We start from the raw sequence: 16,877 nt of genomic DNA on the forward strand, positions 1-16,877 counted from the left end.
ACTTTATTAGAAACATAGGAAAAACATATTTAATAAATTTCTGTTTAAATCGGATTACAGCAAAATACATCGACCAAAGCTATCGTAATAGCCATCTTTAAAACAATTATATCGAATAGATAGGAAGGGCTAATAAATAAAAGGAACATGTAGTGAAATATGTATATATGTTTTTTTTTGAAAGGTGAAATGTATGCAAGAGTTTAATAATGAAATCGTAAATAGAGATGCAAGTGATAAATATAAAGGATTTAGGTATCAAAAATTTCGAGTTGCTATAAAAATGTTGCAATTAATAAAATTAAATAGCAAAAACAATATAATTGCACTACCAGAGTCTAGAGAAGATGGACATTTTATTGATGAGGAGGGTCACGAACATCTCGAACAAGATAAATTATATGCGAAGGGTTTTTCATTCAATTCTTCTGAAATTCAAAAAACTATGATTAATTTTTTGGACAATTATATTGAATTGAAAAGAGACCCGTACATAAATTTTATTTTCTTTACTAATACTAGTTATGTTAGTGAAAAGCAAACGAAGAAGCTAACACAAATAGGGGTAAGTGTTTTAACTAAACCAATACTTGAGTACTTATTAGAAAAGGATTTTCATGATGACGTTGTAAATTTTATTTCTAAATATTTAATTCATACATATATGGAAACATATAGTATCAAAGAGGATGAGCCGGAGACTTATCATATTAATTATTTAACAATTAAAAAGATGAGATTTGATGAATGGGTTGAATTTTTAAAGAAAATATCGTTTCATTTTGATGAAAGTGATTTAGAAACTTTATCATTAGAGTTAGATAGAGAAATTAAAGAGTGTGAGTTCTTTTCTATCGAGCATTTTGGTAAAGAAAATCTTATAAAAAGAAATTTATTAGATGTTATAGATGAACGTATGACTCAAAAACATGTGACGCAAAAAATAATTAATATAGATTCAGTAAAGCTTATTTATAAAGAAGCTGAAAGTATGAATAGTGAGTCAGTGATTGATGGAATTCACTCATATTGGGAAGATGTTGAAGGGGAGTTAGAAGGGGAGGTATTAAGAAATTTAAAAGAAAAAATTCTTTCAGTTTGTCCAGATTTTAAAGATAAGACAATTAAAAGATATGAAAGAGAAGCTATAACTGTTAAAGATGAAATCAAGAAATTTGATAAGAGGCAGATTAATTCTTTAAAATATAGAGTTTATGAAAGTATGGGGAAGTTTTTTGATGAAAAATTTAAATCCCATGAGAGTTTCACACATAAAGATTTGAATGATGTTATCTTAGCGTTAAAAGAGTCTGTGGTAACAGACCTTAACCAATTGAAGAAAGATTATAACTATGGAGTGAAGAATGATATTACGGTTCAAAAAGTAGCGATGTTATTAATAAATGAATGTTTTTATTCATTTGATGAGGTGTGAGAATGAGCGGAAATTTTAAGGAAAAAAGACTTTTATATAATAATAGCGAAGATTTGTATTTTATTACATATAATTTGATTTTAATTTTATCGGTATTAGATTGTAAAAACGAGAAAAGTAGCTTTAAAGATTATAGAAAGTTAATATTTTTAATTCCAATCATATCAAATGAAAAAAATGTCCAGCTTTTATTGAACTATTACAAAAATGATATAAAGCCGAATGAAAATATTATCAAAGAACTGAATAGGATATATTATGATGCAATTGAAACTGTAACTCTTGTAAGATATTTATTATTGATTTTAGAAAAAAGAAATCTTATTAAGATTATTACTGAAGATAATAAAGTCAATATCTATTTGGTAGAAAATGAAACTATTGAAAAATTTATTCAAAACTCTAAATTTGAAAATGAAAAAAGAAGAATAACTGAAATTAAGGGGAAAATTAAAGGGTTAAGAAGATTGAACTATATGACCTTTGTAGATAAATTTTTTAAAGAAAATGGGGTGGCAATATGGGAACATTAGTAATCAATTCTTTGAAATATAGTGCAGATAAATACTTTTATAAAAACGAAAAATTTACAAAAGGAATAAATTTAATAGTAGGAGATAATGGGAACGGCAAGTCCACTTTTACTTATTTAATTGTATATTGTTTAGGCATTAATGTTGAATTTGTCAAAGATACTAGTAAAGAACCAATAAAGGTTATTTTAAATGATACTAATAAACATATTGAATTGAAAATTAGCATTAATAACGAAAACTTTACTTTAAGAAGACAAATTGGAGAAAATGTTGTAAGTGTTTATGATGTGACAAAAAAAGAATATACAACATACAGTGTTTATCGAAATGGATACATTTATCAAAAAGAAGAAATGACAATATCGGATTGGTTAATGGAGAAATTAGGTATTGAATTTATAGAAGTAGCTCAAAATAATACTACGCATCGTTTAAACATTGATGATTTATTCAGATACATTTACCATGACCAATTAACTGAAAATAAAAAGATAATAAGTGAATTTGGATTACAATCCTATGATTACTTTAAAAATAGTAACATTATGAAGAGAAGTATTTTTGAAGTATTAATGTCTGGTTATAATGAAGAATATTATAAAAAATATGCTGAATTAAAATCATTAACTAAAAAATTACAAGTAGAAAAACAAAAATTGAAATCTATTGAAATAATTCAAGAGGAAATACTTAAACAATTAAGAAAACATAGTATGGAAAATATAAATAATGAATTGATAGATACGCAAAAAGAATTGAAAAGATTACATAATATAAGAGAAGATATTAAGAAGGAGCAGCATTTTGGGGAAGAAGTTACTTCCAGAATTGAAGAAATTCAAAAGAATATTGTTATTGAGACTCATAAGTTAAAAAATTATGAGTATCGACTAAGTTTAGTTTCTGAAGGACTATCAAAATCCATAAGAGTTAAAGACGATTTAAATAATGAAATTGAGCATATTGATAAAGTTTTATTTACTTCACAGTATATAGATTTAATTAATGATGAAGAATGTCCATTCTGTTTAGAAAAAATTGATTTAGAAGATGATAAGTGTATTTGTGGTTCGAATAATCATTTGGATTTTTCAAGATTTATTTATTCCGATAAAGAATATATCAAATTATTAAAATCAAAAGTGAAATCTTTAGAAACTATAAATGAGGTCATTGAAGGGTATAAAAAAGATTATAAACATTTAAATGAAATTATTGTAAATACAAAAAAGCAAATAAATACCCTAGTTAATGAAGTTAAATTAATTACAGGTGATATGAAAGTTAATTCAAATACTTTTGCAATTGAAGAAATCACTAATAAAATAATTCCACTAAAAGAAACTGCTTCTGAATTGGAAATATTAAAAGAGAAGGCAAAAGATATAAATAGTTCTAAAAGTATAATTAGTGGGCTAGAAGATGGAGTTCGAAAAACTAGAGAGCGTTTAAATCAGTTAGAAGAGGAAAAAGATAATCTGTTTCAAAAAAATATAGAAAAATTTGAAGAAATCTATAGTGAATATCTTAGAGATTTCTTTGATGCAAATGAAAATGAATATATAGTTAAACTGGATAGAAATTATTATCCAATTATCGGGGAGTATAAAGAGCAAAGTTTTAATGTACCGAGAAGACTATTCTTTTATTTATCTATGCTTAAACTATCTTTAAACCCAGATTATCAAATTGCATTTCCCAGATTTTTAATAATAGACACTTTAAAAGCTGAAGGTATTGAAGTTCCGCATTTGAAAAAACTCTTCACTTATATAGAAGAATTTAAAGATAAAGATTGTCAAATAATAATTACAAGTGGATATGATGAATATGAGGCTGAGTTACAAAAAGGTTATTTAATTGAGTACCTGTCATCAGAAAACAAACTTCTAAAAAGAAAAAGTTAAGGAAGTTAAAAGAGTTTGAAGATTTGATAGTTGAATATGTATATTGACATGTTTATTATGAATACATAAGGTCTTTGAACTTAGTTCGTATATATGTAATACTCCCTAGCGGAGAAAAACGTAAAATAACTGCATGATGTTACATGAAAGGAGGGCTATATTAGCTCTCTTTTTTGTTGCACTAAGAATGTAAAATCATTCATTTACATAGTCTAGTAAGAATACGCTCAAGTCATTTTTATCATAGGTTGCTCATGTAGGCGTGACCATGCTATGGGCAAATTAGTGTAGTGTGTATCTCAAAGAAGGCGTACATAGATAATAAGAAAAATTTTTGAGGTGGGTGAATTAGTGTTCAAACAGCGTAAATGGATTAGTAAAGAAATACTTAATTGGGAAAGCTATAGTGATAGTAGTACAGTCCTTGAAAAAGAGAAGGGTGAAAGAGCATTTCAAATTTGGGGGCATGCAAAGAACCTTATTGTGAACAATGAATCGGAATTTCACTTAGCTGATGGGATAACCAATTTGAAAAGAGCTTTGAATCATCGATTAAAGTTAATTGAAGAAATTTATGGTTTTAAGTTTGTAGAAATAAATAATAAACCTAAGGGCTATATGGAGATACTAGAAATTTTTGTCGTTGTTAGACCGTTTTTAATGAAGCGTTTGTTAACAATTAGAAATGGTATAGAACATAATGACGAAAAACCACCTTCATATGAGCGATGTATAGAGTTATTAGATGTTGTATGGTACTTTTTAAAATCAACTGATTTAATGGTGCAATTTGCTGTAAATGATTTAGCATTTGAGCTTGAGGTGAATGATGATAAACCGTATTATTTTGTCTTAGAATATGTAAGGCATGAACAGGATATATTTATAATTAATGGTAATATACCTGAAAAATTAATATATGATGAATTTACACCCGATACTATTGAAGTAGTATTGGGCGAAATCGAAGGAATTAAGGATATAAGGCTTTCAATGGCATATGAAGGAAAAGTAATTGAACTTCCACATAGTTCGATTCATGGAGAAATAATACTCAGTGATTTTGATAAGATAGGGATTATAAATAAATTTGTATTTTCGTATTGAATAAAATCATTATTTTAAGTGAACGAATGTAAGTAGGGCTGAGGGCTATCTTCTAATTTAAAACTTGCTAACTTAGCTATAAGTAATGTATATTTACTATTTATAGAAGGTAAAAGTTTGGTTATATTTTAGTTTTTTTCGTTTATTTCAGAGAACCCATGATATTAGTGATTTTGTAGACAATAGTTAAAGTCTATTTTCTTGGTAGTAACCCAGGTACAATCCGTGGTGACTACGCAACAACTGTTTCTCACAACATCATCCACGGTTCTGACTCTCTTGCTTCTGCAGAGCGCGAAATCGGCTTATTCTTCGGTGAAGATTTAGTTTAATGTCGAATAGATCAAGCAATCTCAATTTTTGAGATTGCTTTTTTATTGCGCAAAAAAGGGGAGGGATCATTCTGACGAATAATTTCTTACTAGATACATATAGAATTGTTAAAAACTTCTTACTCATGTACAATAAATAATGTAATATTCTGATAATTAAATTAGGAATAGTTTAGTAGACTCGTCAATAAACTATGAGGATGACGAGGAAAAGGGGTTATGGACATGAGAGAAGTGGTGATTGTAGCAGCTGTGAGAACTGCTGTAGGTAGAAGTAAGGGCGCATTAAGTCAAGTTCGAGCAGATGATTTAGCAGCTGATGTATTACAGGAGGTTGTAAAGCGTGCAGGCGTTGGTAAGGAACAAGTAGACGATGTCATTTTGGGGTGTGTGACCCAAACAGCTGAACAAGGGGCAAATATTGCGAGGACCTCATTATTAATGGCTGGTTTCCCAGAGAGTGTGCCAGGAGTAACCATTGATCGTCAGTGTGGTTCAAGCCAACAAGCCGTGCACTTCGCAGCACAGGCAATTTTAGCGGGGGATATGGACATTGTCATTGCTGGTGGGGTAGAAAGCATGTCAAGAGTACCAATGGGCTCAAACATGCAACATGCACATGCTAGTAACCGCTTACAGGAAAATTATGATATTATCCATCAAGGATTATCAGCAGAGAAAATCGCTTCCCAATGGTCTTTATCGAAAGAACAGCTAAATAGCTATGCTTATCAAAGCCATCAACGAGCAATTTCCGCCATTAGAGCGGGTCATTTCCAAGCTGAAATACTACCTATTCAAGTTCCACAAGAGGATGGCTCAGTGACAACATTTGCGGTTGATGAGGGTCCTCGTGCAGAAACTACTGTTGATATTTTAAATGGATTAAAAACCGTCTTTCAAGAGAATGGAGCGATTACTGCGGGCAATGCGAGCCAAATGAGCGATGGAGCCTCAGCTGTAGTCGTGATGGCATTGGATAAAGCAAGAGAACTAGGCATTCAACCACTCGCTAAAATTGTGACAAGAGTGGTCGTGGGTTCTGATCCGACATTAATGCTGACAGGGCCAATCGAAGCTACTAGAAAAGCATTAGAACGGTCAGGTCTCAACATAGAGGATATCGACACATATGAGGTAAATGAGGCCTTTGCACCTGTGCCGCTCGTATGGCTGCATGAAATAGGAGGGGACCCACAGAAGCTCAATCCTGATGGTGGAGCAATTGCGCTGGGACATCCATTAGGGGCAACAGGTACGAAATTGTTAACGACTATGCTATATCGCATGGAGCGAGAGAATTATCGTTACGGCTTGTTGGCGATTTGTGAGGGAATGGGAATGGCCAATGCCACGATCATTGAAAAAATGTAAAAGGGGATATGTCTGATGAAAGAACATGAAGTGGTGGCAGTCGTAACAGGGGGTGCCTCTGGTTTAGGAGAGGCAACCGTTCGGAAATTGGTAGGACAGGGTGGCAAAGCAATTATTTTTGATGTCAATGATGAGCGTGGACAAGCTCTAGTGGAGGAATTAGGTCAAAATGTCCTTTATGCACGAGTGGACGTCACAAAGGAAGAGGACGTGGCGACGGGCCTTGAGCAGGCTATTTCAGCTTTTGGCAAGATCAATGTCGCAGTGAACTGTGCTGGTATAGCAGATGCGAGTAAAGTTATTTCGAAGCGTGGTATACATGCCCTTGGGTTATTTGAAAAAGTGATTGCTGTTAATTTAGTTGGCACGTTTAATGTCATCCGTCTAGTGGCAGAAAAAATGCAACATAATGAGCCAAATGAAGATGGACAGCGTGGTGTCATTATTAATACCGCGTCTGTGGCTGCATTTGATGGGCAAATCGGACAAGCTGCTTATAGCGCGTCAAAAGGTGGGGTAGCAGCAATGACGTTGCCCATTGCAAGAGAGCTTGCGGCAATCGGTGTCCGAGTGATGACCATAGCGCCAGGATTAATTGAAACACCAATGTTTGCTTCGTTACCTGAGCCTGCACGAACAGCTCTTGCTCAAATGACACCATTCCCTAAACGACTTGGTAAACCTTCGGAATATGCTCTTTTGGTTGAAAGTATTATCCACAATGGCTTATTAAATGGAGAGGTCATTCGACTAGATGGTGCCGTTCGAATGCAACCGAGGTAGCGTCAAAATCTAGTTCAAATAGTTTTTGTTTTGATTGTTTCTAAAATCGTAGATGAAGGGAAGCGGTATCATGCATATGATGGATACACCTTTATTATTAACAAGTTTTTTGAATCGCGCAGAACGATTTTTTCACTCAAAGAAAATCTATTCTCGAACAAGTGCCACTACTATTCACGAATTTACGTATAAAGAATATGTGAAACGGACTCGCCGATTAGCTGATGCTTTGACGAAACTAGGAATGGAGCGAGGAATGAAGGTTGGCACATTTGCTTGGAACCACCATCGCCATTTGGAAGCCTATTTTGCTGTACCATGTGCAGGAGCAGTATTGCATATGATTAATATTCGATTATCCCCCGAGCATATTGCCTATGTCATCAATCATGCCGAGGATGAAATATTATTAATAGATGATAATCTGGTGCCATTAATTGCACCGATCGTATCTCAGCTGAAAACGGTAAAGCATTTTATCATTATGGGTGATGCTGTTGCAGTAGAAACTTTACCGATTCCAAATGCTCTTTCCTATGAATCGCTACTTACGGAGGCAGATGAACATTTCACATTCCCAGAAGATCTAGATGAAAATACACCCGCAGGCATGTGCTATACAAGTGCAACGACGGGCATGCCAAAGGGAGTAGTCTATACACATCGCAGTATTGTACTTCATAGTTTAACAGCTGGTCTCGCTGACAGTATTGCGATTTGTGAGTCGGATGTGGTGTTACCTGTTGTACCAATGTTCCATGCGAATGCATGGGGATTACCATTTGCCAGTGTCGCATTTGGTTCTACACAGGTCTTACCGGGACCTATGTTTACACCACAGCTATTGCTTGAATTATTTGATGTATATAAAGTTACATTGACAGCAGGGGTACCGACTATATGGCTAGGCGTTCTACAGGAGCAGCGTCAAAATCCTCGTGACCTATCGTCTATGCGATTAATTGTTTGTGGAGGTTCTGCTTCACCAATTGGTCTTGTTCGAGGCTTTGAGCAAGAACTTAATATCCCGTACATGACAGGTTACGGTATGACGGAAACCTCACCTCTTGTAAGCCTATCCACGTATTTAACACATATGCAGGACTATACGGCTGATGAAAAAATGAATGTTCGGATTACACAAGGTATGACAATGCCTCTTATTGATACAAGGATTGTCAATGAAAATGGTGAAGTGCCTTGGGATGGCAAAACGATGGGAGAGCTTACGATTAGAGGTCCATGGATTGCCAACGAGTATTATCAGGATGAACGAACGGAAGAGGCCTTTAAAGACGGCTGGCTCTATACAGGCGATATTGCTGTGATGACAACAGATGGCTATATAAAAATCACCGACCGTACAAAGGATTTAATTAAGAGTGGTGGCGAATGGATTTCTTCAGTAGAGCTTGAAAATGCATTAATGTCCCATCCAAAGGTCTTTGAGGCGGCTGTTATTGCCATTCCACATGAAAAGTGGTTGGAGCGACCATTAGCTTGTGTCGTAGCAAAGCCAGAGTTTAAGGATTCGATTACTAAAGAAGAGTTACTAGAGAGTCTACAGCACCAATTCCATAAAACATGGGTTCCTGATGATATTATCTTCATTGACGAAGTACCAAAAACGTCTGTAGGTAAATTCTTAAAGGCTAAATTACGAGAAGATTTAAAAGAGTATCGCATACAAGTCTAACGATAATGGATAGAATGAGGGTGGTGAAAATCTACCTTCATTTTTTATTGGAATAAATTCCTGAAAAATGAAACTATTTTTTCCGTTTTGCCGTATAATCGTAATAACGAAAGGAAGTGAACGGATTGTCAATTGCCATTGTAGCGATAATTGGAGGCGTTATTATTTCTCTAGCTGGAATTTTTACAGACGCTCATACTAGACAACAAAAAATAAAACTGAAAGCTGTTGAAAAAGAAGTAGAATTAGAAAAGCTTAGGTTAGAAACTTATACGATTGAAACAGAAAAAATGAGACTTGAATTAGAACAGTCGAAAGTATTACTTTTAGAGGAAAAACAAAACGCAAGCAAGTAGATTTGCATGCATGAGAAAGACTATTTCAGGATTGGGACTTTTCCGCTATAATGGTAATACGACGCTAGAGGGGAAGATGACCATATGTCTGATTATGAACAGTTTATAGAAGGTATTAAGCGCAAAACAGGAATAGATTTAGCGTTATATAAAGAAGCGCAAATGAAAAGACGATTAACCTCTCTTTATGAGAAAAAGGGCTATCGTAATTTTGTAGACTTTCTAAAGGCACTCGAACAAGATCGAGATTTAATGAATGAATTCTTAGATCGTATGACGATCAATGTTTCTGAATTTTATCGCAACGGAAAGCGCTGGGAAGTATTACAAAAGAAAATATTTCCGAAACTTTTACAAACTAATAAGCGTTTAAAAATTTGGAGTGCTGCTTGTTCGACAGGAGAAGAACCATATTCATTAGTAATGGTATTATCTCAATTGGTGCCTTTATCTCAAATTCAAATTATTGCCACTGATTTAGATGAGAATGTAATACAAAAGGCGAAGTTAGGTGTCTACCCTGAACGCTCTTTAGCAGAGGTGCCAAGTGATATTAAAGCAAAGTATTTTGAACAAGAAGGCTCCTTCTATCGCGTGAAGGATGAGATTAAGCGTTGTGTAACCTTTAAGAAACATAATTTATTGAATGACTCTTATGACAGCAATTATGATTTAATTGTTTGTCGCAATGTCATGATTTATTTTACAGAAGAAGCGAAAGATCAAATTTATAATAATTTTAGTAAAGCACTGCGTAAGGATGGCGTTTTATTTGTTGGATCGACAGAGCAAATTTTTAATCCAGCACGTTATGAATTTGATGTAGAAGACACATTCTTCTATCGTAAAAATAATTAATAATATGGATGAAAAGCCTTGTACAAATGACACAATTGTACATAAAGTTGACCAAGCATTAAACATAGATAATTCATACGCTTTTCGCTTATCATAAGCAAAGGCGTATTTTTTATAAAATTTAGCTAGGTGTTTTTTATAACTTTCATTCAGAATATTCACATTTAGATCTATGAAAATGGTAACTACTTAAAAGACATTCGTAAAAGGACTGTTTTTTTAAAGAATATATGTTATAGTGAAAAATACATACTTTAGCGAGTTGAAGGGAGAAAGTGTTTATGCGTTACTTAACAGCAGGTGAGTCACACGGACCTCAATTAACGACAATTATTGAGGGTTTACCGTCACTCTTACCCATTACAGCAGAAAAAATTAATCACGATTTAAAACGTCGCCAAGGAGGTCATGGACGTGGGCGCCGCATGCAAATCGAAACAGATACAGTGGAGATTGTAGCTGGTGTTCGTCATGGTCAGACACTTGGATCTCCTGTTGCACTCGTTGTCACAAATGATGACTGGAAGCACTGGACTAAAATTATGGGAGCAGAGCCACTAGCTGATGATATCAATCCTGAAGATATCAAGCGTCAAATCTCACGTCCTCGACCAGGTCATGCAGATTTAGTCGGAGGCATGAAATATGGTCACCGAGATTTAAGGAATGTATTAGAGCGCTCCTCTGCGCGTGAAACAACTGTTCGTGTAGCAGTTGGGTCTGTAGCAAAGGCGTTACTTAATGAACTAGGCATTTCCATTGTTGCGCATGTTACAGAGATAGTGGGAATTAAAGCCGATACATCTTTAATAGAAGGAAAAACAACGGAAGAAATTCGTGCAATTGTCGAAGTGGATCCTTGCTACTGTGTAGATCCAATCGCCTCTGCGAAAATGGTTGAGGCAATTGATGAGGCGAAAAAAGCCGGCGATTCGATCGGTGGTGTTGTAGAAGTCATTGTAGAAGGCATGCCAGCAGGTGTAGGGTCTTATGTACATTATGATCGCAAGTTGGATGCGAAACTTGCTGCTGCTATGCTATCCATTAATGCATTTAAAGGAGTAGAATTTGGACTTGGCTTTGAAATGGCACGTCGAAAAGGTTCTGAAGTACACGATGAAATCATCTGGTCTGAAGAAGAAGGTTATACTCGTGCAACCAATCGACTTGGCGGCTTAGAAGGCGGTATGTCAACAGGTATGCCAATTGTTGTACGTGGTGTGATGAAGCCAATTCCTACTTTATATAAACCATTACAAAGTGTAGATATTGAAACAAAAGAGCCGTTTAAAGCGAGTGTTGAGCGCTCTGATAGCTGTGCAGTACCAGCAGCGTCTGTAGTTGCAGAACATGTTATTGCCTGGGAAATAGCGAATGCAATTTTAGAGCAATTCCATAGTGATCAACTACCACAATTACAAGCTCAAATTGACGAGCATCGTCAATATACAAAGGGGTTCTAAGTTATGCGTGTACCAGTAGCAACAAAATCGCATCAATATGAAGTTGTTCTTGGGCATCATTTTCTAACTGAAGCTGTGGAGGCATTTGCTGATAAACTTCAAAAAGCGGATAAGCTCTTTGTGTTTACAGATGTCAATGTTTGGGCAGCACAGGGAGAGTATTTCAAAGCAAATTTCCCGTACCATTTTGAGGCCTTTATTTTGCCAGGTGGAGAAGCATGCAAAACCTTTGATCAATACAACGCTGCTCAAACATTTTTATTAGAGCAAAAATGCTCCCGAAAATCCTTCATTTTTGCTTTTGGAGGAGGAGCAGTTGGCGATTTAACAGGTTTTGTTGCGGCAACCTATATGCGAGGGATTCCGTTTATTCAAATTCCAACGACTATTCTAGCGCATGATTCCGCAGTTGGTGGAAAAACTGCCATTAATCATCCACTAGGAAAAAATATGATTGGCGCATTTTATCAGCCAGAAGGCGTGATATATGATACAGCTCTTTTAGAAAGTTTATCAGAGCGTGAGGTACGTTCAGGAACAGCAGAGTTAATTAAGCATGCCATGATTTCTGACCCGAACTGGCTGGAGGAATTAATGACAGGAGATTCGGTGATCCATTTTAATCAAAATGAACTAGCAAAGCAACTAAAAAAAGGAATTGAAGTGAAAGCACAAATTGTTGCTGAGGACGAAACAGAGCAATCCGTTCGAAAATTTTTAAACCTAGGCCATACATACGGACATGCCATTGAAGCAGCTGCGGGTTATGGCAAAGTGGCTCATGGTGAGGCGGTTATGATTGGACTCGTCTATTGTCTTCTATTGAGTGAACGATATGGAGAACTTGATCGAACGTTCACCCAATCCTTTTTACAGTTTGCGATAAAAAACGGCTATCCTTTTGAGGCTGTGGGTGATTATTCATTTGAACAATTATCTAGCTACCTAATGAAAGATAAAAAAGCGGAATATGGCATTTTACAGTTTGTTCTTTTGGAGAAAATTGGAAATCCTTTTGTCAAAGCTATTGATATAGAAGAATGTCAAGAAATAGATGCTGAATATAGACAGTTATTAGCGGAGGTGCTTGTATGATTCGTGGACTTAGAGGAGCAATAACAATTGAATCTGACAAGCCAGAGCTTGTATGGGATGAGACAGCAAGATTAGTGCGTGAGGTTGTGGCAGCAAATAATGTGGACATTGATGATATCGCATCGATCCTCATTTCAACAACGCCAGATATTACCTCAGCATTTCCTGCTCGTGCAGTACGCTTGATGGATGGCTGGCAATATGTCCCTGTAATGTGTACACATGAAATGGATGTGCCAGAAGCGCTACCGTTATGCATTCGTGTATTAATACATGCAAACATAGAGGTAGCACAAAAAGATGTAAAGCACTTGTATCTCAATGATGCAGTGAAATTAAGACCAGATTTGGCTCAGGCTAAATAAGTAGAGGAGATGTTTTAGATGAAGTGGAAACAACAATTGGACGGTATGCAAGCATATAAGCCAGGTAAACCAATTGAAGAAGTACAACGTGAATATGGCTTAAAGGAAGTTATTAAATTGGCATCGAATGAAAATCCATTCGGGTGCTCACCTAAGGTAACAGCTTATTTACAAAATAATGCAGTGAATCATGCACTTTATCCAGATGGCTATGCACAAAACCTACGTACTGCTGTGGCAAATCATCTAGGTGTGAAAGAGACACAGCTTCTTTTTGGTAACGGCTCTGATGACATCATTGCGATTATTACTCGTGCTCTGTTGTATCCAGGGGTAAACACGGTTATGGCCGACCCTTCCTTCTCTCAATACTGGCACAATGCAGAAATTGAAGGTGCTGAAGTACGTAAAGTTCCTTGTCAAGAGGGAGCACATGATTTAGAGGCGATGTTGGCTGCAATTGATGACCAAACTTCTATTGTTTGGGTATGTAGTCCAAATAATCCTACAGGAGTTGTCATTCCTGATGCTGCATTGCGTGCCTTTCTTGCAAAGGTTCCAAGCGATGTCCTTGTCGTACTTGATGAGGCATACATTGAATATGTTACACATCCAGACCACAAGGATACGTTACCAATCATTGACGAATATCCGAATGTTCTTTTACTGCGTACATTCTCTAAAGCATATGGCTTAGCCTCGTTCCGCGTTGGCTATGCAATTGGCCAACCTGATGTTATTGCTAAGCTCGATCCTGTGCGTGCACCATTCAATAATACAATCTTAAGTCAAGCTGTTGCTGTCATTGCGCTTAGTGACCAAGATTATATTGAAGCATGCCGTGAAGCCAATGAAAAAGGCAAAAAACAATATGTAGAATTTTGTGAAAAGCATAATTTAAAATACTTCCCATCTGATACAAACTTTATTTTCTTTGATACCCATGCTGATAGTGATGTTGTTTTCCAAGAGCTGATGAAAAGAGGCTTTATTGTGCGCAGTGGTAATGCATTAGGATTACCAGGATTTATCCGTGTGACAATTGGAACAGAGGCTCAAAATGCAGCTTTGCTTAGCCAACTTGATGAAGTGTTAAAACAACAAGGGGTATTTGCATGACACGCAAAGTACTCGTTATAGGGCTGGGATTGATCGGTGGTTCTATTGCCCTTGCTTTGCAAAAAGCACCTGAAACAAAAATTATTGGCTATGACATGGACGCACAAACACGTGAGCATGCGAAAACATTAAATATTGTGCATGATATTGTTCCAGATCCACAGGCTGTTGCGGCTGAGGTTGATGTTATTATCTTCGGTACGCCCGTTAATGCAACACTGGATTGGATGGAGCAATTAAAATCATGGCCATTGAAAAATAAAGTTATCGTAACAGATACAGGGAGTACAAAGAAATTAATTATGCAAAAAGCCAGCGAATTACGGGAACTTGGCATAACGTTTATTGGTGGACATCCAATGGCGGGGTCTCATAAAAGTGGTGTGCTGGCTGCTAAGGCCCATCTTTTTGAAAACGCATATTACATGCTTACGCCACTTGCTGGGGAAGAAATTGTTCATATGGCACAGCTTGAAAGTTTGCTGAAATTTACCCATGCAAAAGTAGTCAGTGTATCTGCCAGTGAGCATGATCATATGACAGCGGTGGTGAGTCATTTTCCACATGTTATTGCGGCCTCACTTGTCCATCAATTAGGTGGCGAAAATGGGGAATACCCAATGACACGTTCTCTTGCAGCAGGAGGGTTTCGTGATGTGACACGAATCGCCTCTTCGAATCCCATCTTATGGCGAGATATTACGCTGCAAAATCGCGAGGAGCTCCTCACGCAATTAGATGGTTGGGAAAAAGAAATGACGCGCATTAAGGAACTGCTGATGGAGGGTTCTTCACAGGCTATTGAAAACTATTTTGCAGTTGCCAAAGAACTGAGAGATGAATTACCGATTAGTGCAGGGGCTATGTATACACCATTCGATCTATATGTTGATGTTCCTGACTATCCAGGTGTTATTTCTGAAGTGACGGGCTTTTTAGCAGATGAAGCAATTAGTATTACGAATCTTCGCATCGTTGAATCACGAGAAGATGTTTTCGGTATTCTAGTCATTAGCTTCCAAAGTGAAAATGATCGCGAACGTGCTGCAGCCTGTATTCAAAAACGAGCAAATTTCGAAACGTATATTTCTTAGCATAAGAAAGCGTCGGCATTTCGGCGCTTTCTATCTTCATATTGGAGGGAATAAAGTTCATGAGTGAAAAAGTATTGCAATACAACAAGCCTTCTTTACAGGGCTCTTTAACTGTTCCAGGCGATAAGTCTGTATCTCATCGCTCTGTGATGTTTGGCGCCATTGCTAGTGGAACAACGACAGTAGAGGGCTTTTTACTAGGTGAAGATTGTTTAAGTACAATTGATTGCTTCCAGAAACTTGGCGTTCAGATTGAGGTGGAAGGGACAAATGTAACCATTCATAGTCCAGGGATGGATGGCTGGCAGGAGCCGACAGAAGTGTTATATACGGGTAACTCTGGTACAACAACACGCTTAATGCTAGGCATTTTAGCTGGTTCTACTGTTCACTCTGTCATGACAGGAGATGCATCCATTGGAAAACGACCAATGCGCCGTGTTATAGATCCACTGCGTCAGATGGGTGCACAAATTACAGGGCGTGCAGACGGGCAATATACACCACTAGCCATTCAAGGTACAAAATTACAAGCCATTGATTACAAGATGCCTGTAGCAAGTGCACAGGTGAAATCTGCTATTTTACTAGCGGGCTTGCGTGCTGAAGGAACAACTATTGTTAGAGAAATGGATGTTTCGAGAGATCATACAGAGCGAATGCTGCGTCAATTTGGTGCACATGTAGAAGTAGATAATGGCGTAGTATCGATTGAAGGAGGACAAGCTCTCAATGGTACGCATGTTTCTGTGCCAGGAGATATATCATCGGCTGCCTTTTTCTTAGTGGCAGGAGCCATTTGCAAAAATAGTCAGCTAACACTAAATAATGTGGGCATTAATCCAACACGTGATGGCATTATAGAGGTGCTGCAAAAAATGGGCGCCACGATGACGGTAACGCCGAATGATGATAATCAAGCTGAACCGACAGCAACAATCCAAATCGCGACATCTTCTTTAACTGGTACAATAATTGAGGGAGACATTATTCCTCGTTTAATTGACGAAATTCCAATTCTTGCATTACTCGCTACGCAAGCACATGGTCAAACGATCATTAAAGATGCCGAGGAGCTAAAAGTGAAGGAGACTGACCGTATCACGGCTGTTGTGACTGAATTGAAGAAACTTGGTGCCCAAATCGAAGCAACAGAAGATGGTATGATTATTGAGGGACCAACGTCTTTAAAAGGAGCAAACCTTCAAACCTATGGCGATCATCGAATCGGCATGATGGGTGCAGTTGCAGCTTTAATAACAGACGGAGCTGTTACACTAGATGATGCACAATGTATTGCTGTATCCTACCCATCGTTCTTTGAGCATATTGAGGCAGTGAAGTAACAATTAAGAGA

Annotated in this window: 15 protein-coding genes and 1 pseudogene; all 16 read left to right on the forward strand. The window is 36.6% G+C overall.

Features of this window, described 5'->3' with window-relative positions:
* Window positions 1–193: 193 nt before the first annotated feature.
* The 16 genes and pseudogenes from PSR12_RS07210 (at window position 194) to aroA (ending at window position 16,866) form a co-directional block, all read left to right on the forward strand.
* Entirely contained in the window at window positions 194–1,435 is a 1,242-nt protein-coding gene (locus PSR12_RS07210) for a hypothetical protein (protein ID WP_274772321.1), read from the forward strand.
* A 2-nt stretch (window positions 1,436–1,437) separates the two neighbouring features.
* The gene (locus PSR12_RS07215) at window positions 1,438–1,968 is read left to right on the forward strand and encodes a hypothetical protein (protein ID WP_274772323.1); all 531 of its coding nucleotides are present in this window, start codon (window positions 1,438–1,440) and stop codon (window positions 1,966–1,968) included.
* Window positions 1,956–3,878, forward strand: a complete 1,923-nt coding sequence (locus tag PSR12_RS07220; protein WP_274772325.1) for an AAA family ATPase — start codon at window positions 1,956–1,958, stop codon at window positions 3,876–3,878. The genes PSR12_RS07215 and PSR12_RS07220 overlap by 13 nt, the downstream gene beginning before the upstream one ends.
* Before the next feature lie 351 nt (window positions 3,879–4,229).
* Window positions 4,230–4,985, forward strand: coding sequence for a hypothetical protein (locus PSR12_RS07225; protein WP_274772326.1), 756 nt, complete (start codon window positions 4,230–4,232; stop codon window positions 4,983–4,985).
* A gap of 206 nt (window positions 4,986–5,191) precedes the next feature.
* Window positions 5,192–5,317, forward strand: a pseudogene (locus PSR12_RS07230) (nucleoside-diphosphate kinase); the annotation flags it as partial.
* Between the two features lie 225 nt (window positions 5,318–5,542).
* The gene (locus PSR12_RS07235) at window positions 5,543–6,691 is read left to right on the forward strand and encodes a thiolase family protein (protein ID WP_274772328.1); all 1,149 of its coding nucleotides are present in this window, start codon (window positions 5,543–5,545) and stop codon (window positions 6,689–6,691) included.
* 15 nt (window positions 6,692–6,706) lie between these two features.
* A complete protein-coding gene (locus PSR12_RS07240) occupies window positions 6,707–7,474 on the forward strand; it encodes a 3-hydroxyacyl-CoA dehydrogenase (RefSeq protein WP_274772330.1) in 768 nt (255 codons plus the stop codon).
* Between the two features lie 70 nt (window positions 7,475–7,544).
* Window positions 7,545–9,170 (forward strand): long-chain fatty acid--CoA ligase, encoded by a 1,626-nt coding sequence (locus PSR12_RS07245; protein WP_274772332.1) that lies wholly within the window; start codon window positions 7,545–7,547, stop codon window positions 9,168–9,170.
* A 125-nt stretch (window positions 9,171–9,295) separates the two neighbouring features.
* Window positions 9,296–9,526 (forward strand): hypothetical protein, encoded by a 231-nt coding sequence (locus tag PSR12_RS07250; protein WP_004232641.1) that lies wholly within the window; start codon window positions 9,296–9,298, stop codon window positions 9,524–9,526.
* Between the two features lie 84 nt (window positions 9,527–9,610).
* Window positions 9,611–10,384 carry a CheR family methyltransferase gene (locus tag PSR12_RS07255; protein WP_004232643.1) on the forward strand — a complete coding sequence of 258 codons (774 nt, stop codon included), beginning with the start codon at window positions 9,611–9,613 and terminating at the stop codon, window positions 10,382–10,384.
* A 281-nt stretch (window positions 10,385–10,665) separates the two neighbouring features.
* Window positions 10,666–11,847, forward strand: coding sequence for a chorismate synthase (gene aroC, locus PSR12_RS07260; RefSeq protein ID WP_274772335.1), 1,182 nt, complete (start codon window positions 10,666–10,668; stop codon window positions 11,845–11,847).
* A 3-nt stretch (window positions 11,848–11,850) separates the two neighbouring features.
* Entirely contained in the window at window positions 11,851–12,942 is a 1,092-nt protein-coding gene (aroB, locus tag PSR12_RS07265) for a 3-dehydroquinate synthase (RefSeq protein ID WP_274772337.1), read from the forward strand.
* On the forward strand, window positions 12,939–13,307 hold the full coding sequence (gene aroH / locus PSR12_RS07270) for a chorismate mutase (protein WP_202341471.1): 369 nt from the start codon (window positions 12,939–12,941) through the stop codon (window positions 13,305–13,307). The genes aroB and aroH overlap by 4 nt, the downstream gene beginning before the upstream one ends.
* 18 nt (window positions 13,308–13,325) lie before the next feature.
* On the forward strand, window positions 13,326–14,426 hold the full coding sequence (gene hisC / locus PSR12_RS07275) for a histidinol-phosphate transaminase (protein ID WP_274772339.1): 1,101 nt from the start codon (window positions 13,326–13,328) through the stop codon (window positions 14,424–14,426).
* A complete protein-coding gene (locus PSR12_RS07280; RefSeq protein ID WP_274772340.1) occupies window positions 14,423–15,520 on the forward strand; it encodes a prephenate dehydrogenase in 1,098 nt (365 codons plus the stop codon). Before hisC ends, PSR12_RS07280 begins: the two co-directional genes overlap by 4 nt.
* 59 nt (window positions 15,521–15,579) lie before the next feature.
* The gene (gene aroA, locus PSR12_RS07285) at window positions 15,580–16,866 is read left to right on the forward strand and encodes a 3-phosphoshikimate 1-carboxyvinyltransferase (RefSeq protein WP_112117664.1); all 1,287 of its coding nucleotides are present in this window, start codon (window positions 15,580–15,582) and stop codon (window positions 16,864–16,866) included.
* Window positions 16,867–16,877 lie beyond the last annotated feature (11 nt).

Source organism: Lysinibacillus sp. G01H (assembly GCF_028872195.1).
Classification (GTDB): Bacteria; Bacillota; Bacilli; order Bacillales_A; family Planococcaceae; genus Lysinibacillus; species Lysinibacillus capsici.

Excerpts from the sequence above, each read along its gene's own strand:
- PSR12_RS07245 (WP_274772332.1), top strand. The coding sequence starts at position 7,545 with ATGCATATGATGGATACACCTTTATTATTAACAAGTTTTTTGAATCGC.
- PSR12_RS07220 (WP_274772325.1), top strand. The coding sequence starts at position 1,956 with ATGGGAACATTAGTAATCAATTCTTTGAAATATAGTGCAGATAAATAC.
- PSR12_RS07255 (WP_004232643.1), top strand. The coding sequence starts at position 9,611 with ATGTCTGATTATGAACAGTTTATAGAAGGTATTAAGCGCAAAACAGGA.
- PSR12_RS07210 (WP_274772321.1), top strand. The coding sequence starts at position 194 with ATGCAAGAGTTTAATAATGAAATCGTAAATAGAGATGCAAGTGATAAA.
- PSR12_RS07240 (WP_274772330.1), top strand. The coding sequence starts at position 6,707 with ATGAAAGAACATGAAGTGGTGGCAGTCGTAACAGGGGGTGCCTCTGGT.
- aroC (WP_274772335.1), top strand. The coding sequence starts at position 10,666 with ATGCGTTACTTAACAGCAGGTGAGTCACACGGACCTCAATTAACGACA.
- aroA (WP_112117664.1), top strand. The coding sequence starts at position 15,580 with ATGAGTGAAAAAGTATTGCAATACAACAAGCCTTCTTTACAGGGCTCT.
- PSR12_RS07215 (WP_274772323.1), top strand. The coding sequence starts at position 1,438 with ATGAGCGGAAATTTTAAGGAAAAAAGACTTTTATATAATAATAGCGAA.
- PSR12_RS07235 (WP_274772328.1), top strand. The coding sequence starts at position 5,543 with ATGAGAGAAGTGGTGATTGTAGCAGCTGTGAGAACTGCTGTAGGTAGA.
- hisC (WP_274772339.1), top strand. The coding sequence starts at position 13,326 with ATGAAGTGGAAACAACAATTGGACGGTATGCAAGCATATAAGCCAGGT.
- aroH (WP_202341471.1), top strand. The coding sequence starts at position 12,939 with ATGATTCGTGGACTTAGAGGAGCAATAACAATTGAATCTGACAAGCCA.
- aroB (WP_274772337.1), top strand. The coding sequence starts at position 11,851 with ATGCGTGTACCAGTAGCAACAAAATCGCATCAATATGAAGTTGTTCTT.
- PSR12_RS07280 (WP_274772340.1), top strand. The coding sequence starts at position 14,423 with ATGACACGCAAAGTACTCGTTATAGGGCTGGGATTGATCGGTGGTTCT.